Origin of the sequence: Faecalicatena contorta, from assembly GCF_022835095.1 — a bacterium.
GTDB lineage: Bacteria > Bacillota > Clostridia > Lachnospirales > Lachnospiraceae > Faecalicatena > Faecalicatena contorta.
Genome location: NZ_BQNQ01000002.1, coordinates 16718 through 40374 on the forward strand (window position 1 = coordinate 16718; position 23657 = coordinate 40374).

A 23657-nucleotide genomic window follows, 5' to 3' on the forward strand; every position below is an offset into this window, starting at 1 on the left:
TCAGTATGAGGGCAACAAAAGGAAACAAGGAGTACATGATTGATGGCTCACAGCAAAAGAGATATCAGGATGCCGGTTTTGACATTCTAAACGAGTTAGGGGAAGTGGTTGCTTATGGGCGAGGAAAAACCGTGCCATATGACGAACACATGAGAGCCATTGCAGAGATTGAAGTGCTGCGGAAGAGGGTTGCAGATCTCGAATCTACCACGGATACTGCGGCATCCGAAGAAGTGCACGACGTGATGGAGGCTGAACCGCCTAAGAAGGCGGGAACCAAGAAAGCGAGTGAGTAATATGGCTTATGAACCATATGCAGATACTGCGTATTATGCAGAAGTATACAAGGGCAGCATAGTTCCGGCTGAAGATCTTGAAAAGCTGCTTAAACAGGCAAGCAGGCACATTGATTCCCTGACTTACAACCGGATTGTGGGCCGGGGATTTTCTGATCTAACTCCATTCCAGCGGGGAAATATTCAGGAAGTCTGCTGTATGCAGGCGGATTTTGAGTATCAGAATCGCGAAATATTTGACATGATCCTGCAGGATTACTCCATTAACGGGGTGTCCATGCAGTTTGGGGAGAGCTGGAATGTGACAACCCAAAAGGGGATCCCTATGCGGCGTGATGTATATGAGCAGTTGTGCCAGACCGGATTGTGCTGCCGGTTAGCGAGGTGAGTCTATGAAGTATCCATGTTTAGTTATGAAACAATTATGTACTACGCATATCCATGTTCGGATAGAACAGGAAGGCGTTAGCGAAGACGGGGGCCCGTTATTGGCTTTTGAATCCGATCTCTTGTGTAATTACCAAGATACTGCGAAGACAGTCCTGACGGCAGAGGGGAAGCAAGTGCAGCTTTCTGGCGTGGCAATGTTCCCTGGTGACATCGCCCCTGACCTCCCTTCGCTAAGCGGCGGACAGGCCACAGTTTTTGGGGTGGAACGACAGATATTCCAAGGGATCAAAGCACGTAACCCAGACGGTTCTGTAAACTATACGGAATTGAGGCTGGTTTGATGGGCGTGAAAGTATACATAAAACTATACCCGGATCGCATCAGAAAGTTACAGGAAGCCAGCCAGCGGGCGTTTGAGTTAACCGTGCAGGCAGTCCTCACTGATGCACAACAGAGCCAAACTATCCCCAAAAATAACGGGGAACTCGAAAGAAGCGGTTTTGTAGAGACTGATGTGAAATCAATGGTGGCACATATAATTTTTGATACGCCTTATGCGCGCCGGCTTTACTGGCATCCTGAATATGGCTTTCGGCATGATAAGAACCAATATGCAGGTGGCCTATGGATGCAGACATACATAGACGGTCCGAAGAAAGAATTTGTGAAAGATACCTATGGTAAGTTCCTGAAACAGCTGGGAGGTGGGCTAATTACATGACACTGGCAGAAGTGAAAGATTTTTTGAAATCAAAAATAGATTGCCCTAACTGGTATGTTGGGAAAAGGGATGAAGCGAAAGAGAATAGCATAACAGTCTATCCTACCCAGGGGCCCGTACCAGTTATCCCAATCGGGGGGCTGGGTATGTCATCCTATGGCACCAAAGCAGTTTCAGTATTGGTGCATTGGGGGAAATATTGCACTCCAGCGGAAGAGAAAGCACAGGAGGTATTTAATGCATTATTTGGGCAATCAGGCAAAATTGCTGGAAAAGAGGTTGTTAAGTTCGATATGAGGACTTCTGAACCGGTTGGTATTGGGACAGATGATAAAGGCGTATATGAGTATGTCATTAATTTTATAATTTACTATAAGAAATAGAAAGGAAGGTATGAATATGGCATTTACAGGAGTATTCCCGGTTTATAATTTAAAATTTAAAGTTGGGACAAAAGGGAAATCAAGCACTGAAGAAGATATGGCTGAAATCTCAGATCTTGAGAGTTTTGGTATTAGTATTGATGGAGGCGTAGAAGATTGGACGCCTATGACAACTTTTGGGTGGGCCAGGGGCCTTATGACCGGCAAGAAATTCAGTATTGAAATGAAAGGCAAAAGGTGTGTCGGCGATAAAGGGAACGATTATGTTGCAAATACCGCATGGAAAGATGGACTGGACTGTTCCACAAAAGGCCAGATTGAATTTCCTGACGGTGCAAAGTTGTCGTTTGATTGTGTTATTAACGTAACTAATGTAGGCGGAGGTGACTCCACCAATGTAGCACCATTGGAATTTACCATGCAGGGTGACGGCAAACCAGTTTATACGCCGGCATCGGCTTCGGAATAGTAATTAGGAGGATTAATGTAATGGCAAGACAATACGATATCGCAAAAAAGTTAGCAGAGAGGAACCAGAAACCAACAGTATCCATCGATGATGAACATGTATTTAAGATCAACAACACTGCTCCTGCAGCAATGATGATCGAAGCACTGCAGAATGATAAAAGCTTAGGAGAATTCGAAATCCTGAAAAAGATTATTGTAATCGCACTGGGTGAAGAAGCTGCAGCCTATGTAGAAGCGCAGGAGCTTACAATGCCGGCATATACCATGATAATCAATGTTATTATGGCAGCCCTTGCAGACTCATCCCTCGAAGAAGTGGAGGAGATGGCGGAAGGTGGCCGATTTCAGGAAAAGGGGAAGAAACGTAAATAAGTGGTACGATCTGTACGAAGACTGGGATCTGATCGTATCATCATTTGCATTGCAGTATAAGTTACGAGAAGATGACATTGCGGTAATGGAGTGGGGAGAGTTTTGCACTCTGCTTACCGGAATTATGCCAGATACTCCATTGGGGATGATTGTAAAAATCAGGGCAGAAGAAGACAAAGATATGCTGGCGAATTTTACCTCTGAACAAATGAGTATAAGAAATACATGGCGTAGTAGGCACCCAATCACCGAAAACATGACGGTCGAAGAAAAAGAAGAATCTGTATCAATATTGCAAAATATGCTTGCTGAAACCTTCGGGTAAAATTATAGGAAGGGAGGAGTGGACATGGGAGAAAGCGTTGGAAAAATCAGTCTGGATCTGGAAGTTAAATCGGATCTGCTAAATGAGATTAATTCAGTATCCTCTAGTATCGGGGATCGCTTAAGAAGGACTCTAAATAAATCAGTCAAGAAAGTATTCAATAATACAGGAAAGAGCACCGATACTGCAATGAAAAGTGTCGAAAAGACAATTGAAGGTACAATGAAGAGGGCAACGGGTAATGTCAATAAAACCACTCAAAGCATGATGAAGAATACAACCGATATGATTAAGAAGACCTTCAGCGATACAGGCAAAATTGCAGGGGATACCATCAACAATATTGGGCAGAAATCAAGAAATCTCGCGCGTAGTATTCTGAATACATTTAAATTGAAAACACCTTCCACGGCTCCTGTGAGTGCTGAGCCTGTTGCACAGAAGGCATCCACTAAAATCCCTGTTGCAGCTACACCCAGAGCGCCCCCTACGTTAAATATCGACAGAGTATCATCTGAGATGGAAACTGTAAAACGAACAATGGATAATCTTGAGAGCAAAATAAGATCCCACAAACAGAAATTAAAGGATCTACGGGAGTCATATAACCGGGCCTTTAATCCAGACGTAAAGGCTACCATCCACAACAAGATTCTGAATGAAGAATCTGCTATTAATTCCCTTACTGGAAAGATGGATACTCTTGGGGCAAAGTATGAAAAATTGGAGAGACAGGCTAGTGAATTTAGCCAGGCACAGAATGCTTCAGCAAATGCTATTAAAGCCGCAACATCAAAAATGTCTGGCATGTCCTCAATATTGGGCAGATTTAATTCCGCAGGAAAGAAGTCTCCGTCTTTATTAAGCCGTATCGGGCAGGGTTTTAATAACATTGGACGGCATTCTAAAAAGGCCAGTGTTAATGTCAATTCTTTCGGTGGTGGAATTGGGAACAGCCTGGGGCAAATGATGAAATGGATGGTTATTCTTCCGGGCATTGCAAGCGGCATAAAAGCCTTAACGACCAGCCTGATATCATCGTTGAATACTAATGAGCAGTTTGTTTCTTCTTTGAATTTGATAAAATCGAATCTTATGGTTGCTTTTACTCCAATCTATAATGCAATTTTACCTGCTATCAATGCATTGATGAGCGCGATCGCTACGGCAACAAGCTACGTTGCTAGCTTTATTAGTTTGCTGTTTGGAAAATCATTCCAGCAAAGCTTTGAAAATACAAAATCGCTTATAGCTGCAAAGGATGCTATGGGAGCCTATGGAAACGCAGCGAAAAAGGCGGGCGGAGATGCAACAGCAGCCGGCAAAGCAGCAAAGGCCGCGCAGCGTGATATCTTAGGGTTTGATAAAATCGAGAAACTAAGTGACAATTCTGATTCAGATGGATCCGGAAGTGCAGATGACAGCAATGCACCTGTCTTGATTCAGCCCCCTAATATGGCTGCGTTAGATGCTGCAACGTTACCTTGGGTTAAAAAATTCAAGGATATAATGAGCAAAATTTTTGAACCATTTAAGCAGGCATGGGACAGGGAAGGAAAGGCTACAATTTCCAGCATGAAGTACGCTCTTAGCAGTGTCTGGGATCTTGTTAAGAGTATTGGGCGAAGTTTTCTGAAAGTGTGGACAAATGGAACCGGGGAGTTAATGCTGACAAATTTGCTTGTTATTTTCCAAAATATATTTAAGATAATCGGTAATATTGCTTCCGGCCTGCAGGATGCCTGGGAGAAGAATAGTACTGGTACAAAAATTATCCAAAGCATATTCAACCTGTTTAATATAATCCTTGGCACTATTCGAAACATATCCGGAGCGACTGTAGAATGGTCCGGAAAACTAAACTTCACGCCTCTCCTTACATCAATCCACGGCCTGTTGCAAGCGCTGGAGCCACTCACGTCAAACATAGGGGCGGGGCTGGAGTGGTTCTGGAATAATGTATTATTACCGATTGCAGGATGGACAATCCAAACTGCGGTGCCTACATTTTTAGACATGTTAGCCGCGGCAATTGGGGCTGTGAATGCTGTCATAGATGCTCTGAAGCCTCTTGGTACTTGGCTGTTTGATAATTTCCTTCAGCCATTAGCCGAATTTACAGGTGGTCTTTTTATTTCTGTCATGAAAACCATAACAGATTTGCTGAAAAAGTTTTCAGACTGGTGCCAGGAACATCAAACCACTATACAGAATATTGCAATTGTTGTAGGATCATTTTTCGCTGCATGGAAAATCGGGGAATTTGTAACTAAAGCAGTAGGCTTGGTTACCACAATTATTAATATTGTAGGCTCCATAAAAAGTGTTGCTGGCGCGCTGAGCTTGGTTACAACGGCTTTAGGCGGCCCAGTTACCATTGCAATTGCAGCGGCAATAGCAATAGGCATCCTACTCTGGAAAAATTGGGACAAAATTTCTACGAAAGCGAAAGAAGTGTGGGATTTTGTTAAGCAGAAATTCAATGAGTTTAGAGAATTTTTATCGGGGATATTCACGAGAGATTGGACAAAAAATTTTGGAGTGATTGGTAAAGTATTCAATGCGTTCTTTAAAAGTATCTCAGATATATGGAACTCAATCAAGCTGATTTTTAAAGGAATAATAGACTTTGTGGCAGGTGTATTTACGGGGGACTGGAAGCGTGCTTGGGAGGGAATAAAAAACATTTTTAAGGGCGTGTTTGACGGTCTATCTGGTATAGTAAAAAGTCCGATTAATGGAATTATCGCCATACTAAATGGACTTATAGGCGGGGGTGCAACAGCAGTAAACGCGGTTGCGAAAATGCTGAACAAATTAAAAGTTACAATACCCAGTTGGGTCCCAGGTATTGGCGGTAAATCTATCGGATTCAACCTCCCCACCTGGTCACCAGGTAAAATACCGTATCTCGCAAAAGGCGGCGTGATTGATCATCCGACCCTTGCAATGATGGGAGAAGACGGGAAAGAGGCAGTGGTGCCGTTAGAACATAACCGGGAATGGATTAAGCGTATCAGTGATGAAATGCGAAACCAGCAAAATACCGGAAATGAAGGGATGTCAGCGGAAGTAATCCAACTATTGGAAAAAATCATATTGTTACTGCAGACGCTTGACATTGTGAAGATAGATGAGGAATCTTTGAGAAAGTACTTTATAAAAACAACAAACAAAAATACACAAGCGACAGGAAAATGTGAGTTGTTAACGTAAAGGAGGGGAAGATATTGATAATTTGTAGGGCTGGTGTTGACCTTCCTGCTCCAGTGTCCATTTCCGTGGAAGATCAGATTATCTGGTCGAAGAATACAGGAAGAGCTGCCAACGCAGAGATGATAGGGGATATAATAGCGGAGAAAAAATCTGTGAAAATAAAGTGGGAATTTTTACAAGAGAGTGAGCTTGTCACTATAAAGAATTATTTAGTGGCAGGTTTTTTCCCATTTACATTCCATGACAATGGTACGGACATTACAATCACAAGCTATCGCGGTACGTTATCAAAAGAGCAGTTAGGACAACTGGGAGATGGGATATTTTGGTATCGGAGCGTTAGTGTCGATATAATTCAAAAATAGGAGGAAAAAATGTTAAAGACAAGCAAAACTATTAACCTGTCAGGAAATAGCATGATTAATGATAAGCCTGTGGTCTATATGCAGGCAAATATATCTACGGATGGGGGCACAACCAGCCATTCCAGTAGCATACAGGACAAAGCATTATATGAGACAAACAAAACTGAGTGCAGGCAGGATATGGCTGCATTTGATCAGATGGTCTATGAGATAGAAGATTCCATCCATACGGAGGTAGCGCAGTAATGAAAATCAAAAACAGTCAAATAGTCAATTTCATAAATGGGATAATGAATCTTAAAGAAAAAAAACTTCCAATTAAACTGGGGTATGCGATTTCACGTAACATTAAGATCATGGAACCGATAGCGACATCCTATGAGGAGGAAAGACAGAAGATACTTGGAAAATATGCTGAGAAGGATGACTCCGGAAAATTCAGAGTAGATGATGGATCATATATCATTGCGGATATTGTGGCATATGAGCGGGAAATGAATGAACTGTTGGCAATAGAAAATGAGATGCAGCTTCATACGGTTACAATTGATGAAATTGAGAAGTGCGACTTAGAACAGTTCGATTCATTGTCTGTCCAGGACATTACCTTGTTGGATCTGATGATGGAGTAGTATCGGGGGTGAGATAATGTATCAATCCTCAGCGGCGTTTACGGAATTGGTGCAGAAAGATTCCCGGACGTTTAAAAGCAAATTAATTCTCGGCGAAAATGAAATTGAATCAGGCATTAAAAGTATTACATTAAAAGGGGGTTCCAATAGTGGAACCTCTTTTATTATTGGCAGTTGCATCAGTCAGTACATAGAAGTAGAAATGGAAAAGCCATCCATATTCATAGAAAATGAAGAACTTGAATGGCGTATAGGAGCTGATATTTCTGCAACTGTGGAAGAATTTGTTCCGATGGGGTATTTTACTGCAGGGAAGCCTGAGGCTGACGAGGACATGATTAAATTCACGGCTTTTGATAGGATGCTAAAGGCAGACAGAGGATATTTTTCATCATTACCTGCAGCTACAACGACAATCGCAGTGCTGAACGAAATGTCTGCTTTCCTTAAGGTTCCGATAGCAACAGGAGGACTTAGTTCAATAACAATAAAACGCCCGGATGGTTACACCTGTAGAGAGGTTCTTTCTTATATATCACAAATGTATGCGGGGTTTGCTATATGCAACCGCCAGGGGCAAATTGAAATAAAGAAGTATGTAGTATCCAACATAAATATTGCTCCTGCAAGATACTGGGACACTTTTAAACATAACGATTTTCCATATACGTTTCAGAGAATCGTTTGCTATACGGGAAAAGACCAAAACGGAGAAAGCATCTCTATAACCGCCGGCAGTGGAAACCGAGAACTTACAATATCCAACCCGTTAATGACCCAGAGTATCTTAAACAGTGTGGCGGCGGCCCTGAAAGGGTTCAGCTACATGCCTGGAAGCCTTCGGTTTCTAGGGGATCCTCGGATAGATCCGTGGGACATCATTAAGGTGTCGGATCGGGATGACCACATCTATTCTGTTCCGGTCATGAGCATGACGCAAGATTTTGATGGCGGGCTGACCACCAGCGTGGAAGCTCCGGGGGAATCCGAAACAGAAGAGCAACAAGGATTTAAGGGCCCTGTTACGCAGGCAATAGAGCGTTATGCCGTACAACTTGCCTTAGTAGATCATGCAATCGTTAATAAGTTGGATGTCAATGTGGCTAACATCACCTATGCAAAGATAACGGATTTAGAAGCAACCAATGCCATCATAACAAAAATACAGACCGAAGAGCTGACGGCAATAAATGCAAAAATAAATACTGCCAATATCAATATTGGAAATATTGAAAATCTGCTGTCGGGGAATGCGGGAGTAGGAGATCTGACGAATATACACCTGACTTCTCAGAATGCAGTGATCGAAAGTGCGCTGATAAAAAGCGCGGTGATGCAGTCCGTGACCGTGAATGATCTGCTGGCTGGTACAATCTACACAAACAAATTCCAAATATGGTCTGATGCTTCCGGCGGGATGAAGATATTCGGGGCAACTCAGCAGTGGATGGACACTGATGGAAGAATAAGGATGCAGGCCGGTCTTGATTCAGGCGGAGCGTTTAATTACTATATCGTGGATCCGGAAGGTAATACGATGTTCGATGCCCTCAATGGCGTGTCTGCCGCGGGCATTAAGGCGCCGATAATCAAGGACTCGATGGTGGCAGATGATGCCAGTATCAGCGGATATAAGGTCAATGTCCAGACGCTGGTGCAGAACATCAATAGCAGCAATGTGCAGATTATGGGGAGTAAAGTTGTTGTTGATGGAACCAGCCAGACCATATCGGCAAAGTTCGACAGCATGCAGGAGGAGATTGACAGCATATCTGCTTCGGGTGGTGGATATATCTTGCAGACCTATGTAGAGGGCGGTCATACGGGTGACGGAGAGACGGCAACGATCCACGCCAGACTATACGCAAGCAACACCGAGGTTACGAATACATTCGGGCCGGATCATTTCGTATGGACCAGATTATCAGAAGATGATTCGGGCGATAGAGAATGGAATGGAAAGCAAATCACAGGGTATTCACTAACCTTGTCGGGGAGTGATGTAACAATGGCTGCGGATTTTGAGTGTAAATTCCTTATATGGGATGAATCACCAATACTTGATCACAACGGAAACAACATATTGGATATAAACGGAAATAATATTATTGGTTTGACAGCTTAAAACAGTAGGAGGAGAACATGCCAAAATTTAATGAATATACGGAAAAAACAAATCCGGATGATGTAGATATTTTTCTGCTGCAGGATGCTGCATCAACCAGGAAGATATCTTTTCTGAATATTTTTAATCGGATAAAAACAAAACTAGGGTTGGGGGAACTTGCAACCAAAAGCAAGGTAGCACAATCAGATCTAGAGGCTGCGCTGGCTAATTTAATTGCTGGCAAACTCACATCGTCTGGAATTGCCAATAATCTAACTACGACAGACACAACGAAAGTATTAGCGGCGCCGCAGGGGAAGGCTTTATTAGAATCGATTACGTCTGCATTAACGTTAATTGGGAGTCTGGACGCATTAACCACAACCGAGAAAACAAATCTGGTTGGTTCTATCAATGAGCTGGTTACATCACTTACTGCACTAAATAGCAATTTAAATGCATCAAATTTTGCCCTGACAAATTCAACCTATTACCCTACGACCAGTGTATTTGTAAGTGGACGCGTGGTACAGTTACAATGCGCTGGATTGATTTTAAAGGATGTCCCAGCAAACTCAGAATTTGTCATCGGCACGCTTCCGGCCGCATATAGACCGTCGTATAAAATTGTAAAATATGTCTTAGGCGGGGGCACAACAAGCCGTTTATTTAGGATATCTATAGACGTGGATGGCAAGGTAACCTACACGCCTACGGCAGATATCGCAACAGGTGTGGGCGTTAATATCAATGAGACGTTTGTGGCAAAGCCATCCTAATATAGCAATTTAACCATTTTTGTAATATTGCATAATTTAAAAAAAAAGGATATCATCATGAAAACTACAGAAAAATATATTATATTCATTACCGATGGGAAAGATATCGCCATTAATGACATTTCGGAAATATGGATGAATATTGCCGCTAAACTATCACAGGAATTTGATTTATATCCATATGCAATAATCCAGAAAGTCCCTATAGTTTGCAATTCATTAATTGGATGCCACAGCAATTATACAGAATGTGTTCAGATAACTTGTGTTCGAAATCCCATAATATGCAATGATTCTGATGTCTTCATGCAATGTTTCCACCGCTGTTATTTAGAGTTAAAATCTCATTATCCAACAAAACACCTAACCATTGAATCATCAAATGTGGATATTTCCTTTTTTCCTTCATTTTGATTAATGCCGCTTATAGGCTCAGCGGCTATTTAAGGCCCTGTTCTTATATTTCGGTAAATTATCTATTGCAAAGACACCCTAATACAATTTAAACAAGCTGGTATGTATGCCGGCAGTTGCGGACGTACTCCAGACAGCGTATACCCTGTTACTGGATGTCTTTGCAAGTTTTGGATATAGTGCATCTGATCCGCCGTCTATCTTGATAAGTACCGGCGCGGCATCGGCGGCACCCATTATTATCAGATATACACTCTGCTTGCCTGTTGATGCTGCGGAATTTAGCAAGGCCAAGAACGCACAGTTTTGGAAGCTGCCGGGATACAACTGGGAGCCGGAAAATGACAGTACATTGTCGGCGGAGTATGCGTCTGTAACTGAGGCGATGAGCTGATGCTCAAACCGTAGCCCGCCTAAATTGCTATTTAGTTGATTTACATAAAAACACAAATAAGGTCCTTAAAAAAAGAAAGAGGTGATACGATGTCCTTAATATTGGCATCCCGCGCAACGGTCTACGACAGATATGCAATATCAAGGAAGTTTACGGCACAGGAGACCGCGATCAATGTAATACAGGGTAATATCTCTCTCCTGATATCAGCATCCGAAATTGAGGAATTGAAAAACGGCGATAAGACAATGTACAGCAAATTATCGGCTGTCGAAATGGATTTGAACTCAATAAATTTGGCAGTATCATCCTCAGAATACAAAGACATTAACGGTGTCCTCAGTGCAATAACCCAGGCCAAGGCATCGATTGAACTTAATTCACAGGAGATACAGCTAAAAGTAAGTAAGGACAGCCTTATTTCCACAATAAATCAATCTGCGGAGTCAGTAACTATCAATGCTAACAAGATCAATTTAAATGGTATTGTAACAGCAAACCAGAACTTCAAAATCCTCGCTGATGGCAGTATGGAAGCCAAAAATGGCAAGTTCTTAGGTTCTGTTACCGTAGGCGGTATTCAGGATGACCGAATTAGTATACTAAACGCATCAGGGGCACAAATAGGCAGATGGGATAATAGTGGGATATATGCGGAAAACTGTGAATTCAAGTACGCTACTATTGGTTCAGAAAACTTCCAGGTAGATTTTAACAGCGGGAGAATGACCCTGTATTCTGAGTATAATGGAATAAAAGAATGGTATGCAAAGATATATCAATCAGGTGTTGTTTCGGGAACGGGATACTTAGGGCTAGCTATAGTGGCTAAACATATTAATTTAAGCGTAGAGCATTATAGAAATGGTTCTACGAGTAACTTCAGTGTATTAAAAAGTACGTGGGATTATAGTAAGAATGTCGGCGAAATTATATTAGGTACCAATGCTTATCTTGATACGATCAATGTAGAGGTAAGAGGCAATTTTATGGTGACTGGCACTACACGCCAAAATGGAGATATGTACATAGTCGGAAACCTATATGTAAACGGCAAACAAATTAATTAAGGAGAAGTAGATGAAAATCAGAGCAAGACCCTTGAGGTCTTATTTTTGTGAAAACAATAGAAAGAGAGTGAGGAAAATGAAGAAGATGGAACAGGCAAATTACATTAAGGCGGCAGTCGCGACCGTGTTTGGATTCCTGACGTCCCTGATAGGTGTTCTGGCATTGCCAGTAGTTCTGGTCGTTGTTTGTAACCTGATTGACTACATAACAGGGCTTATGGCATCGCCATACCGAAATCAGGACATTAATTCGTATAAAAGCATTCGCGGTATTATGAAAAAGATATGCATGTGGTTACTCATTGTGGTAGGGGCAATCATTGATCAGATGCTTATTTACGCATCGGATATAGTTGGATTTACCATGCCGTTTACATTTTTAGTGGCATGCATCGTTGCATTATGGATTATTTGCAATGAGATTATCAGTATACTTGAAAATGTTAAGGATATGGGAGTAAATATACCAGGTTTTCTGGAGCCGCTCGTAAAGAATATCAAATCACAAGTAGAGGATAAGGTAGATATTACTAATAAATCAGATTCAGGGGACGCAAAATAAGCGTCCTTTTTTACTGTGCGGCGCAATGCCGAAAGAAAGGAGATTTGTATGAGTATTTGTAGAGGAATAGCGAGAATTAGAGGAAGGAACCCAGTAGGTATTTTTATACACAACGATGCAGGGAGCCAGAATGCGAACGCAGCATTTTACAGAAATTGGCTACCTACACATGATTTAGGAAATGGATTTGCGCATTATTATGTGGCTGCAGATGGAATTTTACAAGCAGAGGACGATTATAACTGTGCATGGCACTGCGGGGATATGGATGGCAACAACAATTACCTGTCCATAGAGGTCTGCCAGAGCATGGGGGATTTGGACAATTTTAAAGCCAACGAGGAAAAAGCTCTTGCCTTGGCAGCGCAGAAGTGCAAGCAATACGGCATTACGCCATCGAGCAGCACAATTAGATTGCATCAAGAGGTATACGCTACAGCGTGCCCTCATAGGTCAGTTGAGATTCATGGAGGCAGGGATGCAACTAAGGCTTATTTTGTACAGAGGATTAAGGCACTCATGGGCGGCAATGCCGGAAGCCCTAATTATGTGGAGACACAGACGCCATCTCCGTCACCATCTTATGCCGGGACGCCGGGCGTGGACTTCACGTACATGGTCTTTACGGATAACGACGGATGGCTGCCGGAGGTTGTGAACTTGAATGACTATGCCGGAATCCGCGGCCACTGGATCCGGAAAGTCGCGATCAAAGTCGACAAAGGATCCATCAAATACCGCGTGCATGTCATGGGAGTCGGGTGGCTACCGTGGGTAACCGGGTACAACAAAAATGACCATAATAACGGATATGCCGGGAACGGACAGCCTATTGATGCAATAGAGATATATTATGAGACCCCGGCGGACTATGCGGCAAAATACGGTTACCAGAAGGCACAGTACCGGGTCAGCCCTGTGAATGGCAACTATTGGCCGTGGCAGTACGATAACGAGACATCTAACGGGCAGGATGGATATGCTGGATGTTTTGGACAGCCTATTGACCGATTCCAGATTTTTTAGGTACAATTATAGCCCGGAGCCATTGATATGATCCCTGCCTACTTGACAAGGGGACAACATCACTTATGGATTCCGGGCTTGAATGTAGTGGGAAAGAAGCTAAAAAAAGCAAGGAGATAGCTTCCACCTGGTTACACCTTAACATGCTCGGCGATAATAAGCAATCAAAATTTTAAATCTCAATGTTTGAATTTGCGATTTAGTGAAATAAACAGGATACTTTGGATTCAATTTCTAAGTATTTTATCGCTTTTTGGCCAGTTATAAATGTATGGAAATAATACTTAATAGTATCTTACTAGTATCATATCTCAATAGAATCCCCTATTTTCAAGCATTCCCATTCATAAAATCTTATAACTTCTTAAAAAAGTTGATGTATTTTAACATTTTGCCGTTTGTGTAGAATTGAAGAGTCGCGTATTTGATGGGTTTGTGATACTTTTGTGATATGTTAAAATCGCTCGTTTTTTACTTACTAGTATCACAAAAGTATCACGGAACCTTTATCATCTCAACCGCTTCTCGCAGCTCATCGATGGTCTTGTGAGTGTATACTTTCTCGTTAATATTACCGCCGGCATGGCCCATTAGTTTGAGCCTGCAAGAAAGGTTTACGCCGGAACTGTCCAACTTGGAGTTAAAGGTATGGCGGCAGTCATGCGGCGTATGTTCTGTAGTGATTCCGCAGTCAAGCAGAGCCTGGGCGAAATATTCACGGTATTTTCCTTCACCGATATTCACGTTACCATCATGGTAAATCAGGCTTTTAAAGCATAGGTTATATCTCGCTCTGACAAAGCCGTATATGGCAGAATGGATGGGGACAATCCTGTTTTTGCCTGCAGGGGTTTTAAGACCGCCATTAAATACCTTATTCTCCAGGTCGATATCTTTCAGCGGCATCCGGGCCAGTTCATTGAGCCTCCAGCCGGAGTAACAGTATATAAGGATGGTATCGACAAAAGGCCGATCCTTATTCTTCCAGAGAAGTGCAAGTTCATCCTCGGTAAATGGTACGCCTTTTTCTGTGTCATCCTCCTTATTAATTACTATGAAAGATGCATAGTCCTTGGAGGTTATGTCAAATTCCAGCGCGTACTTCCCCATATTCCTCAGTAGGGAAGATATATGCTCGGTCATGGAATGGGAATAGTCAGGGCAGTCTACAATCTTCTGCATCTCTTGAGTTCGTAGTTTTGAATAAACTTTATCATGGAGAGGGGCGCATTTTTTTAATGCTGCGCGGCTGGCGTATTCAGCAGACGAACGCTGCCCCTTCTGCTTTTTGTTCGGATCTTTTCCATATTTCCTCATGTACCATTTCTCGTAGACCTCAGTAAAAGTCAGACCGCGCAGGTTTACGTCATATGGGGTCTCGTTATATTTTGCTAAGGCTATCTCGGCCTGGACTCGATCTGGGAAGTTGTCTAGGATGTCAAATGCCGGATACCCGCGGTCGTCCAAGCGAGTGTTCACACGGACTTGATACGGCTTCCTCCGGTTACCGGATAGCTTTACGATTGTCCCTGAGCCATTAGGGCGCCGCCTCTTGCCCTTTTTAGTTGGTTTGGTAGGGATTGGCTTATCCTGCATCGGATAGCCGCAATGAGGGCATATAATGGCTTTACTGGATACTTTTCCTTCGCATTCTGGGCAAGTCATTAATGCCATGATATCATCTCCTCTCTCCTTAAAAATGGGTACAAAAAATACACCTATACAGGTGCAGGAGATTTGTGATATAATCTATTTGTTCAGGATAGTTATATCGGTCTCTGACCTGTATAGCATCTATATAAGCCGTTCCTGTTGGCGCAGGAGCGGTTCTTGACATTTAAAGTATATTTGGTATAATATACTTAACAAGACAGCCGACGAGTAGGTGCACGCTACCCGTTCCGGCGAATTAATTTAATAAGCTACAAAGAATAGCCGTTCAATCTTTACCAGAGACAGGAGCGGCTATTTCTTATTTTTCAAATTCAGAATTGCTACAATTAGTAACGCAATGGTGAGCAACACCATAAATTCTTCATATGTACTCATAAGCATCATCCTTTCCGCAAGACTCGAAACGGATAACGAGCCGCCTGTCGGCTGCCTAGGTAAGCCTATTATATTTTCAAGGTGCACCGCCTCGGTGGTGTGCACGGAGGCGGTGGATTATTACTTTATGGATTGCAATGTCCGCAAGAGGAATATCCGTCAGCTATGAGTTCATCCCTGCTTCTGTCTGAGGATGCGTAATTTTCCTGCGCAATCTTATTTACATCACGGCAAGAAGGATAATGGAACTTGTGAGTACTTGTGTTAAGGACATAAGTTGAACCTGTTTCAGGGGTGTCTGGAATTACTGGTGGTGTGATACTTGGACCACCAGTAAAACGAGAAATCATGGTAGCACAGACTGCTCTGCTAACGTTTCCTTGTGGATTTAATCGGCCCTGGTCTCCAGAGATAATTCCGTTCCCTACAGCCCAGCTCATTGCTTGTGATGCAAAGCTGCTTACTTGGCCGGCATCAGGAAAATCTGAATAATCAGTAGCTGTGGATGTATCCATACTATTTACATTTGCGTAGCGGTATAACATTGTAACCATCTGCTCCCTAGTAAGAGAATCGGCGGGGCCGAATTTCCCGTTACCATACCCGGTTACAATGCCATTTCCATTCGCCCAAGTTATAGGAAGTGAATAAAATTGTCCATCAGGAACATCACTAAATATTGCTTCGTAGGATGCGTCTGGGCTATCGGACATTCGGTAAATTACTGTCGAAAACTGCCCTCTAGCAAGATTCATAGTTGGTCCGAAGGTGTTCTCGTTTAATCCAGTCATTAGTTCCTTTTGGGCAACATCAGCTACATACTCATAATACCATGCGTTTGTTGGCACATCATGATAATTACTGACATCTTTTGCCATCACAGGATTTACAAATAGGGACACTGTCATCGATACCACTGATAGTAATGATAAAAACCTTTTTTTCATACTTTTTCTCCTTTTCTTCTGTACCTCATAACACCACATTTATGTTAAGCCGAATGGCGTAACATCAATTTATCAGTTCCTGTTGGCGCAGGGGCGGTTTTTTATTTATCCTTTTTCATTTGAGCGAAGCCAACAAAAGATAATATCATCTCAACTATTACAAAAATAAAATAGATTGGAAATAGTATCAGGGCTACTGCATACAGTATCGCCCCGGTTAATACGAACCCCCATTTATTCATAAATAATCCAAGGGCATTAAATACGACTGCGAGTGCTGTCATGGCAATGTGGGGTATAACCAATGTTGTTGCAATTGCAACTCCGACTTTTTGGGCGGTACCCACGGTATCACTGATCGTACCCGACCAATAAAACGCACAATATATGAGGTATAATACACCAAATATCAGGGATATCAACACGCATACATTAATTTTTTTCTCTTTAGGTTTTTCACATGCGTCGTTGCTTCTTTTCTTATAATAAGAGTCGCATGCATCACACACATAATATCCTTCCTTATTCTTAGCTGCTCTCAATTCGTTGCCGCATTTAGGACATTTCATAGTTTTTCCTCCTTTTCCTGTACATTTTACACCACGTATACGTTAAGCCATCCAGCATAACATCAATTTACAATTTTCCCCACCATTAAATGTGGAATGAACATAATATAGTAATTATCGATCATTTTACCTACGCCGTATTTCGCGCGATAGCAATCTACACATTTTTTGAGAAATTCTTCTGTAACCTCCAGATACTCGGCAGCTTCATACAGATTGCGACATCCGTACTCATAGGCGTCAATTATACCTCTTAGCCCTATAATCTTATTGTAAGCCCAAAGCCGAGCCTGACGTTCTTGCTTCCTATTCTTTACTTCTGCCATATCAATTATATTCCCTGTACTTGTATAATGGTGGCCGAGTTCTTCCGACAAAACGCAGGATTTTTCAGCGAGGGAATCCAGATTCTTGTTTAAACCAATAGTTCCATCGCAATACAGCCCTTTGATCTTTTCGGAATTGAAGTCATAGTCTATGACGTGTATGCCGTTTTGATAAGCTTCCTCTTCTAATTTTTCATATCCGTTCAAGAAAATCACCTCCTGAACCTATCGCATCGCAACGCATATCCAAAAAGCTGGACTTACTTTCTTTTGTTCTTAACAAATTCTGCAAATTGTTTAATTTCTTCTAATTCTTCTTCTGTATACTCATCACCGTCAAAATGGGCGGCAAGTGTATCGGGGCGTATGATGCGGGTGGTTTTATTTGTTCTTCCTAATAGATAATCTGTATCTACATTAAAAAAATCAGCAATTAACTCTAACGTTTCAAAGTTGGGCTGTCGTTCCCCTCGTTCGTACATATTAACAGCACTTTTAGATATACGAAGAGCTCTCGCAAGCTCTTGCTGAGACATGTTTTTTTCAGTTCTTAATAATCGTAAAACATTTGCAAAATTAGCCATATGTTCACCCCTTCCTTATAAATCGTATTATACACGATACGTGTTTAAAAGTAAATAGAAAAATGCACATTTTGTGCTTGACATATGAGCACGATTCGTGTATTCTATAAATGAGCACAAATCGTACTCAGAAGGAGGTGGGAAGATGAATAGGAAAGCAATAGCGAAACGACTAATTCTATTGAGAGGAAACAGAAGCAGAGAAGAGGTTGCAAAAGCATGTGGAATCAGCATTTCTGCACTTGCCATGTATGAACAGGGTGAACGGATTCCGAGAGATGATATTAAAATAAAAATTGCCTCTTACTATAATCGTACAGTTGATTTTATTTTTTTTGCAAAAATAGAGCACGAAAAGTGCTCAGAAGCAGACAAAGTACCGGATGAGAGGAGGTGAGTAGGATGGACGATTTGCCGTGGGATGACAACTTGAGCAAAGCACATAAGTGGAGCAAACAAGCAAAGGTTATATCTATATGTGCTTTGCTGATAAGTGTTACATCTTTGTTTATAAGAATATTTGGATTACTCCAATAGCAACAGAAACTATAAGAGAAACGATGGCAATTATCTTTGAAATAAGAGCTTCTTTTTTAGCGGCAACCGTTTCTGCTTTTGCCATATCAAGCTGTTCGTTAAGTGTCGCTGAGATTTCATTTAATTGTTTTTCGTAAGATGACTTTATATCATCAGCCATTTTTGCTAAAACTGAATCTTCATACCCCGGAAGTCTTGATTTAGTTTTCATAAATAATAGTTCCGGAGGTTCAATTTTAGGAACATCAAATTTAGGCATTGTAACATCATATTTTGGAATCTCAATGTTAATCTTTGGAGGATGAACGTCAAACTTCAATTATGATTCTCCTTCTGTTTTACTTGGCCTGGCGGGGCCTGTACTTATATTATAGGAAGTTTGGGAGAAAATGTAAATATTTGTATCAATGAGATAAAAAGGAGGAAGCATGAACGAATTAAAAGTAATTGAAAACGAACTTGTTCCGGTATACGAGACAAGCACAGGAGAAAAAGTTGTATACGGATCAGAACTGCATGAGGTTCTGGGGGCACCAAGTGTTTACCGTGAATGGGTGAAACGCAGATTATCAGACATTGACGCTGTAGAAAATGAAGATTTTCAAGGCGTAGAAATTTCTACACCTTCCGGTCAGACGAAAAAAGACCACATCGTCAAGTTAGACACTGCCAAAGAAATGGCAATGCTTGAGCGCAATGAAAAAGGCAAACAGGTGCGCAGATATTTTATCCAGGTGGAAAAGAAATATAAGACCGCATCTCTAGCCACACAGGAACTTTCACCGCAGTTGCAGGTAATGATCAACCTAGAGATTGAGCAGAGGCGGCAGGCAGAAAAACTGGAGCATGTGGCAAACCGGATCGAAAGCATCCGTGAGGTCGTAGCCATCGATACAACATCATGGCGCGATGATACCGGAAGGATCCTGAGGAAAATCGGGATGGAATGCGGAGACAATAAGTCATATCAGGATGTAAGGGCAGAGTCATACCAGTTGTTGGAAAAACGCATGGGCGTGAATGTGAAGCAGAGATTGACCAATAAGCGCAGAAGGATGGCCGATGAAGGCATCTGTAAATCCAAAAGGGACAAGTTAAATTACCTCGATGTGATTGCAGATGACAAGAAACTCATTGAGGGGTATACGGCTATCGTAAAAGAATTAGCAATCAAGTACGGGGTGGCGTAAGATGTGCCCCATAAAACGGACTTTGATTGGGAGAGTGGAGAGTAGAGAAGGAGGTGGTGCGAGGTGCTGAGAAAATTTGAGGCATTACAATTAATCACAGATGTGAAAAAGTATTCAGAATTGGTTTTTGATTTAGTGACACACACAGGAACACCTGAAAAACTGACAAAACTCCTTGATGAAGAGTTTTCCGACAAAGGGCTACAGACCGTGGAATCCATATCCCGCTCAGATTACCCATTATCTTTAGGACGCAAACAATAATAACAGCCGTTACCGCTTAGGAGGAACTGAAACATATATCAAGAAAGAAGGTGTAAAACATGCCAAAACCAAGAGATGAGTCCATGCTCCGGGCCGATCCGCAGAAGATGCTTATAGCGATCGGCAATGCAGGCATGGATCTGCAAGAGCTGTCCGTGGCATCAGGGGTCAATTATGGTGTCATCTGTCTGATGCGGCGGGGGCGGCTGATGAAGCCCTGGAAACTCGGGAAAGTTTGCAAGGCATTGGGGATCCGGGTAGAGGATATCGTGCAGACAGAGGAAGGAGGTGAACAAAGCCATGAGACACAGACCGTGTGACCGCCCGATGACGGACTGGCAGCTGGTGAGAGTGCTGGCGGGGCTGGTAGTAGTATGGGGAGCCATGGTATTAGTGTACATAGCCATGGCATAAAAAAGAGTACATATCAATGGGCTGGAACCCGATACGTACTCCGCAAAATAACCACTTAAATTATAAATCAATCGGAGGAATTTGTAAATGGAAGAGAAAGAAAAAGAATTATTAGATGCAATTCGTCCCATAAAAAGATTTGCCAAGAAATATGGCTACAAACATATTTCGGCGGCTTATATAGAGGACAACAAAACAGAATTTTTGAATGCATTTTCTGAATTTTATGAACAACCACAACCAGATATTGATGTATTTGAAATGGAGGAAATCAATTGTATATAGGAGTAAACGTAGAGGCTGGCAAAAAAGTTCCGGAAGAAGACTCTTTTTCTTATGCTTGTGATCGCTGTAGGTTTGGAGATCTTGAGATGAAAGAAACATTTTTGGAGATCGCCAAACATGCAGAAAATATGGAAGATTTTACGGAAACGCTTGTCGGATGGTTCTATTCGGGAAATTGGGTGAAGGAGGAGAATTAAATGTCAAAAGTTATTTGCATTGCTGGTGAGTCTGGATCCGGTAAAACAACGTCAATGAGGAATCTGGATCCACAGAGCACATACTATATTGATGCTGATAAAAAGGGATTATCTTGGAAGGGATGGAGAAAGCAGTACGGTCCTGATAATAAAAATTATCTTGCATGCGATGATGCGAATGTGGTACGGCAGTACATTAAAAGGATTGCCGAGGCCTGCCTGCAGGTCAAAGTGATTGTGGTTGATACTGTTAATGGGCTTATGGTAGCGGATGAGATGCGCCGGAGCAAAGAGAAAGGATATGACAAATGGGTCGATCTGGCAACTTGTGTCTGGGATATGATTGTGGAGTGTTACGATTATCGAGATGATCTGACGATTGTATTTACAGCTCATACGCAGACCGAAACCGACGACGCTGGATATCGATTTACGAGAATCCAGACATCGGGGAAGAAACTAAATAAGATTGTGCTTGAAAGTAAATTCACAACAGTTTTGCTCTCTAAATGTGTAGACGGGCGGTATCTGTTTGAAACCAGAGCAAACAATAGTACGGCGAAGTCTCCTATGGGAGCATTCGAAGATTTTGAAATAGACAACGATATTGTGGAAGTAATAAAGGCATTGGAGGAATTTTAAATGAGAAAAATCGAAGGATACAAAGAAGCGCAGGCATATTCAGATCAGGAGCGTCTGCCAGTTGGTGGATACATCCTTGGGATTAAGAACGTGGAGTATAAGGAAAATGACTGGGGTGATGTAATCATTCTGTCATTCGATATTGAAGAGGGCGAGTTTAAAGGATTTTTCGCTCGGAATTACAAGGAACAAACTGGTGAAGACAAAAAATGGAAAGGTACATACCGCCTGCGTGTTCCAAAAGATGATGGAAGCGAACAGGATAGTTGGACTCTAAGAAGGTTTAAAACGGTTATCACGAATTTTGAAGAAAGCAATAGTGGTTTTCACTGGGATTGGGATGAGCAGAAACTCAAAGGAAAGAAGATAGGCGCATTATTTAATAACAAAGAATACAACTTTAATAACCGTTCAGGATTTTTTACAAACTGCCATTCACTGGTGACTGTTGAAAAAATTAAAAGTGGAAAGTTTGAAATCCCAGCAGATACGCTTCTCAAAACAGGATCTGCATATTCAACGCAACAGGCTCCAGATTCCGATGGATTCATGAATATTCCGGATGGAATTGACGAACAGCTACCATTTAACTAAGTATGACGCCGTTTGAACTGAAGGCTTCTCTGGAATCCATGAAACTGCTCGTGGATACCAGGGAGCAAAATACAGAGAAGTTAAGAGATAGAATATCCGCCTGCGGATTACCCCATGAGCGTCGCAAGTTGGATGTAGGTGATTATTCTTGTGCCTGCATTCTGCCAGATGGATCAGAGCTGGATTTCTCAAAATTTATTGTAATTGAGCGCAAAATGAATCTGGATGAGCTCTGCCAGTGCTTCGGCAGGGAACGGGCCAGGTTTGAGAGAGAGTTTGATAGGGCCGCAGAAGCGGGTATAAGGATTTACTTGTTGGTAGAAGGTGGAACCTGGGAAAAGGTTTATAACGGTAAATATCGCAGCCTTTTTGCCCCACAGGCATTAGTGGCAAGCATTGACGCTTTCCGAGCAAGATATGGTATGCAGCTTGATTTTTGTAAGGCTGAGACAACGGGCAGGTTGATCCATGACATATTATATCGAGAGCTGAAAGAATATCTGGAAGGAATGGAGGAGTAGGCGAATGACCAAAGAAGAGATTAAGGCAACATATTCCATGTGGGACATTCTGGCCAGATACGGCATCCAGCCCAACCGATCAGGATTCGTTCAATGTCCGTTCCACAAAGGTGACAGGGAGCCTTCTATGAAGATATACAGGGACGGCTATAACTGTTTCGCCTGCGGGGCAAATGGGGATATATTTTCGTTCATCATGACAATGGAGGATCAGGGCTTTAAAGAGGTGTATTTAAGCCTTGGCGGAACTTACGAGAACGAAACCTACAGCGATAAGCTGGCGCGGTATCATGCCATGAAAGAGCAGGAAATGAAGCGTAAGCAGGCTGTTGAAATGAAGGCACGCAGGAAATTAAACAATGATCTGATTGACATATACAGGAATGGATACCAGAAGGCAGAACCATTATCCGATGCATGGGCAGACTGCTATAATGCCCTGCAATACCAACTGTATCTGCACGAAATATTAAACGAACCGAGGTGATAGCATGGAGCCTTTAGACAGGCTTGATAAACAATCAATACTGGCAGAAACAGTTTTCAAAGAACTGTTCAGCCAGGAGGACGAAATTAAGAAGGCAAGACTCATGCTTGATCTGGAGGATCGAGCTGAAGAGCTCGGGGTAAAAACCAAGTTTAGAACTATGCTGAATGCATATAAGAGAGTAGAGAAAGAAATGCAGAAAAGAGGTGATAACTCTCCGAGTCTTGTGGAAAACTGGACGAATTTCACAGGCCCTTATGATAACATGCGCTGCGGCTTATGGATTGCATCAGATAGAGGAATCTATTCACAGAAAGATGGGGGATTGGAAGAGACGGCTTGTTATCATCCTATTCTGCCAGTGGAACGTTTAAAGAATTTGGAGACAGGTGACGAGCAGTTAAGGCTGGCGTATAAGAGGAACAACCGCTGGGAAGAGATGATTGTGCCGAAGGACCTGGTTGCTACGGCAAGTAAGATTACCTCTCTCTCGAAACGAGGAGTTGCAGTCACAAGTGAGAATGCGAA

At 42.2% G+C, this 23657-nt stretch carries 34 protein-coding genes and 1 pseudogene; 29 read left to right on the top strand and 6 right to left on the bottom strand.

Annotation, left to right across the window (positions count from 1 at the left end; genetic code table 11):
- Positions 1-5: 5 nt before the first annotated feature.
- The 19 genes from MWG26_RS22495 to MWG26_RS22585 all read left to right on the top strand — a co-directional run bounded on the left by MWG26_RS22495 (position 6) and on the right by MWG26_RS22585 (position 13523).
- Positions 6-296, top strand: a complete 291-nt coding sequence (locus tag MWG26_RS22495; protein ID WP_117441120.1) for a hypothetical protein — start codon at positions 6-8, stop codon at positions 294-296.
- A 1-nt stretch (position 297) separates the two neighbouring features.
- On the top strand, positions 298-684 hold the full coding sequence (locus MWG26_RS22500; RefSeq protein ID WP_117441119.1) for a head-tail connector protein: 387 nt from the start codon (positions 298-300) through the stop codon (positions 682-684).
- Positions 685-688: 4 nt separating this feature from the next.
- The gene (locus MWG26_RS22505; RefSeq protein WP_117441118.1) at positions 689-1027 is read left to right on the top strand and encodes a hypothetical protein; all 339 of its coding nucleotides are present in this window, start codon (positions 689-691) and stop codon (positions 1025-1027) included.
- Positions 1027-1407: a hypothetical protein gene (locus MWG26_RS22510; protein ID WP_117441117.1), complete on the top strand. Its 381-nt coding sequence runs from the start codon at positions 1027-1029 to the stop codon at positions 1405-1407. Before MWG26_RS22505 ends, MWG26_RS22510 begins: the two co-directional genes overlap by 1 nt.
- Positions 1404-1790, top strand: coding sequence for a minor capsid protein (locus MWG26_RS22515; RefSeq protein ID WP_117441116.1), 387 nt, complete (start codon positions 1404-1406; stop codon positions 1788-1790). Before MWG26_RS22510 ends, MWG26_RS22515 begins: the two co-directional genes overlap by 4 nt.
- Positions 1791-1806: 16 nt before the next feature.
- Positions 1807-2259, top strand: coding sequence for a phage tail tube protein (locus MWG26_RS22520; RefSeq protein ID WP_117441115.1), 453 nt, complete (start codon positions 1807-1809; stop codon positions 2257-2259).
- 20 nt (positions 2260-2279) lie between these two features.
- A complete protein-coding gene (locus MWG26_RS22525; RefSeq protein WP_117441114.1) occupies positions 2280-2633 on the top strand; it encodes a hypothetical protein in 354 nt (117 codons plus the stop codon).
- Positions 2596-2958, top strand: coding sequence for a Gp15 family bacteriophage protein (locus MWG26_RS22530; RefSeq protein WP_243002530.1), 363 nt, complete (start codon positions 2596-2598; stop codon positions 2956-2958). Before MWG26_RS22525 ends, MWG26_RS22530 begins: the two co-directional genes overlap by 38 nt.
- A gap of 24 nt (positions 2959-2982) precedes the next feature.
- Positions 2983-6174, top strand: a complete 3192-nt coding sequence (locus tag MWG26_RS22535; RefSeq protein WP_244062788.1) for a phage tail protein — start codon at positions 2983-2985, stop codon at positions 6172-6174.
- A 14-nt stretch (positions 6175-6188) separates the two neighbouring features.
- The gene (locus MWG26_RS22540; protein WP_153920228.1) at positions 6189-6539 is read left to right on the top strand and encodes a hypothetical protein; all 351 of its coding nucleotides are present in this window, start codon (positions 6189-6191) and stop codon (positions 6537-6539) included.
- Positions 6540-6548: 9 nt separating this feature from the next.
- Positions 6549-6785 carry a hypothetical protein gene (locus tag MWG26_RS22545; protein WP_117441110.1) on the top strand — a complete coding sequence of 79 codons (237 nt, stop codon included), beginning with the start codon at positions 6549-6551 and terminating at the stop codon, positions 6783-6785.
- A gap of 44 nt (positions 6786-6829) precedes the next feature.
- Positions 6830-7171, top strand: a complete 342-nt coding sequence (locus MWG26_RS22550; RefSeq protein ID WP_244062789.1) for a hypothetical protein — start codon at positions 6830-6832, stop codon at positions 7169-7171.
- Between the two features lie 16 nt (positions 7172-7187).
- A complete protein-coding gene (locus MWG26_RS22555; protein WP_117441108.1) occupies positions 7188-9296 on the top strand; it encodes a hypothetical protein in 2109 nt (702 codons plus the stop codon).
- A gap of 17 nt (positions 9297-9313) precedes the next feature.
- Complete coding sequence (locus MWG26_RS22560; protein ID WP_117441107.1) at positions 9314-10057, top strand: hypothetical protein; 744 nt, start codon at positions 9314-9316, stop codon at positions 10055-10057.
- A gap of 57 nt (positions 10058-10114) precedes the next feature.
- Positions 10115-10471, top strand: a complete 357-nt coding sequence (locus tag MWG26_RS22565) for a hypothetical protein (protein WP_117441106.1) — start codon at positions 10115-10117, stop codon at positions 10469-10471.
- A gap of 106 nt (positions 10472-10577) precedes the next feature.
- On the top strand, positions 10578-10865 hold the full coding sequence (locus MWG26_RS22570) for a hypothetical protein (RefSeq protein ID WP_117441105.1): 288 nt from the start codon (positions 10578-10580) through the stop codon (positions 10863-10865).
- An 89-nt stretch (positions 10866-10954) separates the two neighbouring features.
- Positions 10955-11935 carry a hypothetical protein gene (locus MWG26_RS22575; RefSeq protein WP_117441104.1) on the top strand — a complete coding sequence of 327 codons (981 nt, stop codon included), beginning with the start codon at positions 10955-10957 and terminating at the stop codon, positions 11933-11935.
- A gap of 76 nt (positions 11936-12011) precedes the next feature.
- Positions 12012-12497, top strand: coding sequence for a phage holin family protein (locus MWG26_RS22580; RefSeq protein WP_117441134.1), 486 nt, complete (start codon positions 12012-12014; stop codon positions 12495-12497).
- Between the two features lie 48 nt (positions 12498-12545).
- Positions 12546-13523 (top strand): peptidoglycan recognition protein family protein, encoded by a 978-nt coding sequence (locus tag MWG26_RS22585; protein WP_117441103.1) that lies wholly within the window; start codon positions 12546-12548, stop codon positions 13521-13523.
- A 495-nt stretch (positions 13524-14018) separates the two neighbouring features.
- Here the strand turns inward: MWG26_RS22585 and MWG26_RS22590 are convergent, their stop codons facing one another.
- The 5 genes from MWG26_RS22590 to MWG26_RS22610 all read right to left on the bottom strand — a co-directional run bounded on the left by MWG26_RS22590 (position 14019) and on the right by MWG26_RS22610 (position 17998).
- Positions 14019-15197, bottom strand: coding sequence for a tyrosine-type recombinase/integrase (locus tag MWG26_RS22590; RefSeq protein WP_117440616.1), 1179 nt, complete (start codon positions 15195-15197; stop codon positions 14019-14021).
- Between the two features lie 500 nt (positions 15198-15697).
- Positions 15698-16519 carry an S-layer homology domain-containing protein gene (locus MWG26_RS22595; protein ID WP_181969556.1) on the bottom strand — a complete coding sequence of 274 codons (822 nt, stop codon included), beginning with the start codon at positions 16517-16519 and terminating at the stop codon, positions 15698-15700.
- A gap of 101 nt (positions 16520-16620) precedes the next feature.
- Positions 16621-17088, bottom strand: coding sequence for a hypothetical protein (locus MWG26_RS22600; protein WP_117440618.1), 468 nt, complete (start codon positions 17086-17088; stop codon positions 16621-16623).
- A 62-nt stretch (positions 17089-17150) separates the two neighbouring features.
- Positions 17151-17621: an ImmA/IrrE family metallo-endopeptidase gene (locus tag MWG26_RS22605; RefSeq protein ID WP_117440619.1), complete on the bottom strand. Its 471-nt coding sequence runs from the start codon at positions 17619-17621 to the stop codon at positions 17151-17153.
- A gap of 53 nt (positions 17622-17674) precedes the next feature.
- Entirely contained in the window at positions 17675-17998 is a 324-nt protein-coding gene (locus tag MWG26_RS22610; RefSeq protein ID WP_117440620.1) for a helix-turn-helix domain-containing protein, read from the bottom strand.
- Between the two features lie 145 nt (positions 17999-18143).
- Between MWG26_RS22610 and MWG26_RS22615 the strand changes: the two genes are divergently transcribed.
- Positions 18144-18395: a helix-turn-helix transcriptional regulator gene (locus MWG26_RS22615; RefSeq protein WP_117440621.1), complete on the top strand. Its 252-nt coding sequence runs from the start codon at positions 18144-18146 to the stop codon at positions 18393-18395.
- Between the two features lie 111 nt (positions 18396-18506).
- Here MWG26_RS22615 and MWG26_RS22620 read toward each other — a convergent pair whose 3' ends face one another.
- Positions 18507-18854 (bottom strand): hypothetical protein, encoded by a 348-nt coding sequence (locus tag MWG26_RS22620; protein ID WP_117440622.1) that lies wholly within the window; start codon positions 18852-18854, stop codon positions 18507-18509.
- A gap of 109 nt (positions 18855-18963) precedes the next feature.
- Here MWG26_RS22620 and MWG26_RS22625 point away from each other — a divergent pair, with 109 nt between their 5' ends.
- The 9 genes and pseudogenes from MWG26_RS22625 to MWG26_RS22665 all read left to right on the top strand — a co-directional run.
- The gene (locus MWG26_RS22625; protein WP_117440623.1) at positions 18964-19725 is read left to right on the top strand and encodes an antA/AntB antirepressor family protein; all 762 of its coding nucleotides are present in this window, start codon (positions 18964-18966) and stop codon (positions 19723-19725) included.
- Positions 19726-19788: 63 nt separating this feature from the next.
- Positions 19789-19989, top strand: coding sequence for a hypothetical protein (locus MWG26_RS22630; protein WP_117440624.1), 201 nt, complete (start codon positions 19789-19791; stop codon positions 19987-19989).
- Between the two features lie 59 nt (positions 19990-20048).
- Positions 20049-20309 (top strand): hypothetical protein, encoded by a 261-nt coding sequence (locus tag MWG26_RS22635; protein WP_117440625.1) that lies wholly within the window; start codon positions 20049-20051, stop codon positions 20307-20309.
- Positions 20310-20490: 181 nt separating this feature from the next.
- Positions 20491-20688, top strand: a complete 198-nt coding sequence (locus MWG26_RS22640; RefSeq protein ID WP_117440626.1) for a hypothetical protein — start codon at positions 20491-20493, stop codon at positions 20686-20688.
- Positions 20689-20885: 197 nt separating this feature from the next.
- A complete protein-coding gene (locus tag MWG26_RS22645; RefSeq protein WP_117440628.1) occupies positions 20886-21527 on the top strand; it encodes an AAA family ATPase in 642 nt (213 codons plus the stop codon).
- Positions 21528-22121: a hypothetical protein gene (locus tag MWG26_RS22650; protein ID WP_117440629.1), complete on the top strand. Its 594-nt coding sequence runs from the start codon at positions 21528-21530 to the stop codon at positions 22119-22121.
- Positions 22122-22123: 2 nt separating this feature from the next.
- Positions 22124-22642 carry an ERCC4 domain-containing protein gene (locus MWG26_RS22655; RefSeq protein ID WP_243002512.1) on the top strand — a complete coding sequence of 173 codons (519 nt, stop codon included), beginning with the start codon at positions 22124-22126 and terminating at the stop codon, positions 22640-22642.
- Between the two features lie 4 nt (positions 22643-22646).
- Complete coding sequence (locus MWG26_RS22660; RefSeq protein ID WP_117440630.1) at positions 22647-23129, top strand: CHC2 zinc finger domain-containing protein; 483 nt, start codon at positions 22647-22649, stop codon at positions 23127-23129.
- 4 nt (positions 23130-23133) lie between these two features.
- Positions 23134-23657 (top strand): annotated as a pseudogene (locus MWG26_RS22665) (DUF927 domain-containing protein); the annotation flags it as partial.

What these genes read in the sequence shown, in the direction of transcription:
- MWG26_RS22495 (WP_117441120.1), top strand. Translation starts at nt 6, where the DNA reads ATGAGGGCAACAAAAGGAAACAAGGAGTACATGATTGATGGCTCACAG.
- MWG26_RS22500 (WP_117441119.1), top strand. Translation starts at nt 298, where the DNA reads ATGGCTTATGAACCATATGCAGATACTGCGTATTATGCAGAAGTATAC.
- MWG26_RS22505 (WP_117441118.1), top strand. Translation starts at nt 689, where the DNA reads ATGAAGTATCCATGTTTAGTTATGAAACAATTATGTACTACGCATATC.
- MWG26_RS22510 (WP_117441117.1), top strand. Translation starts at nt 1,027, where the DNA reads ATGGGCGTGAAAGTATACATAAAACTATACCCGGATCGCATCAGAAAG.
- MWG26_RS22515 (WP_117441116.1), top strand. Translation starts at nt 1,404, where the DNA reads ATGACACTGGCAGAAGTGAAAGATTTTTTGAAATCAAAAATAGATTGC.
- MWG26_RS22520 (WP_117441115.1), top strand. Translation starts at nt 1,807, where the DNA reads ATGGCATTTACAGGAGTATTCCCGGTTTATAATTTAAAATTTAAAGTT.
- MWG26_RS22525 (WP_117441114.1), top strand. Translation starts at nt 2,280, where the DNA reads ATGGCAAGACAATACGATATCGCAAAAAAGTTAGCAGAGAGGAACCAG.
- MWG26_RS22535 (WP_244062788.1), top strand. Translation starts at nt 2,983, where the DNA reads ATGGGAGAAAGCGTTGGAAAAATCAGTCTGGATCTGGAAGTTAAATCG.
- MWG26_RS22545 (WP_117441110.1), top strand. Translation starts at nt 6,549, where the DNA reads ATGTTAAAGACAAGCAAAACTATTAACCTGTCAGGAAATAGCATGATT.
- MWG26_RS22550 (WP_244062789.1), top strand. Translation starts at nt 6,830, where the DNA reads ATGAATCTTAAAGAAAAAAAACTTCCAATTAAACTGGGGTATGCGATT.
- MWG26_RS22555 (WP_117441108.1), top strand. Translation starts at nt 7,188, where the DNA reads ATGTATCAATCCTCAGCGGCGTTTACGGAATTGGTGCAGAAAGATTCC.
- MWG26_RS22560 (WP_117441107.1), top strand. Translation starts at nt 9,314, where the DNA reads ATGCCAAAATTTAATGAATATACGGAAAAAACAAATCCGGATGATGTA.
- MWG26_RS22565 (WP_117441106.1), top strand. Translation starts at nt 10,115, where the DNA reads ATGAAAACTACAGAAAAATATATTATATTCATTACCGATGGGAAAGAT.
- MWG26_RS22570 (WP_117441105.1), top strand. Translation starts at nt 10,578, where the DNA reads ATGCCGGCAGTTGCGGACGTACTCCAGACAGCGTATACCCTGTTACTG.
- MWG26_RS22575 (WP_117441104.1), top strand. Translation starts at nt 10,955, where the DNA reads ATGTCCTTAATATTGGCATCCCGCGCAACGGTCTACGACAGATATGCA.
- MWG26_RS22580 (WP_117441134.1), top strand. Translation starts at nt 12,012, where the DNA reads ATGAAGAAGATGGAACAGGCAAATTACATTAAGGCGGCAGTCGCGACC.
- MWG26_RS22585 (WP_117441103.1), top strand. Translation starts at nt 12,546, where the DNA reads ATGAGTATTTGTAGAGGAATAGCGAGAATTAGAGGAAGGAACCCAGTA.
- MWG26_RS22590 (WP_117440616.1), bottom strand. Translation starts at nt 15,197, where the DNA reads ATGGCATTAATGACTTGCCCAGAATGCGAAGGAAAAGTATCCAGTAAA.
- MWG26_RS22595 (WP_181969556.1), bottom strand. Translation starts at nt 16,519, where the DNA reads ATGAAAAAAAGGTTTTTATCATTACTATCAGTGGTATCGATGACAGTG.
- MWG26_RS22600 (WP_117440618.1), bottom strand. Translation starts at nt 17,088, where the DNA reads ATGAAATGTCCTAAATGCGGCAACGAATTGAGAGCAGCTAAGAATAAG.
- MWG26_RS22610 (WP_117440620.1), bottom strand. Translation starts at nt 17,998, where the DNA reads ATGGCTAATTTTGCAAATGTTTTACGATTATTAAGAACTGAAAAAAAC.
- MWG26_RS22615 (WP_117440621.1), top strand. Translation starts at nt 18,144, where the DNA reads ATGAATAGGAAAGCAATAGCGAAACGACTAATTCTATTGAGAGGAAAC.
- MWG26_RS22625 (WP_117440623.1), top strand. Translation starts at nt 18,964, where the DNA reads ATGAACGAATTAAAAGTAATTGAAAACGAACTTGTTCCGGTATACGAG.
- MWG26_RS22635 (WP_117440625.1), top strand. Translation starts at nt 20,049, where the DNA reads ATGCCAAAACCAAGAGATGAGTCCATGCTCCGGGCCGATCCGCAGAAG.
- MWG26_RS22640 (WP_117440626.1), top strand. Translation starts at nt 20,491, where the DNA reads ATGGAAGAGAAAGAAAAAGAATTATTAGATGCAATTCGTCCCATAAAA.
- MWG26_RS22645 (WP_117440628.1), top strand. Translation starts at nt 20,886, where the DNA reads ATGTCAAAAGTTATTTGCATTGCTGGTGAGTCTGGATCCGGTAAAACA.
- MWG26_RS22650 (WP_117440629.1), top strand. Translation starts at nt 21,528, where the DNA reads ATGAGAAAAATCGAAGGATACAAAGAAGCGCAGGCATATTCAGATCAG.
- MWG26_RS22655 (WP_243002512.1), top strand. Translation starts at nt 22,124, where the DNA reads ATGACGCCGTTTGAACTGAAGGCTTCTCTGGAATCCATGAAACTGCTC.
- MWG26_RS22660 (WP_117440630.1), top strand. Translation starts at nt 22,647, where the DNA reads ATGACCAAAGAAGAGATTAAGGCAACATATTCCATGTGGGACATTCTG.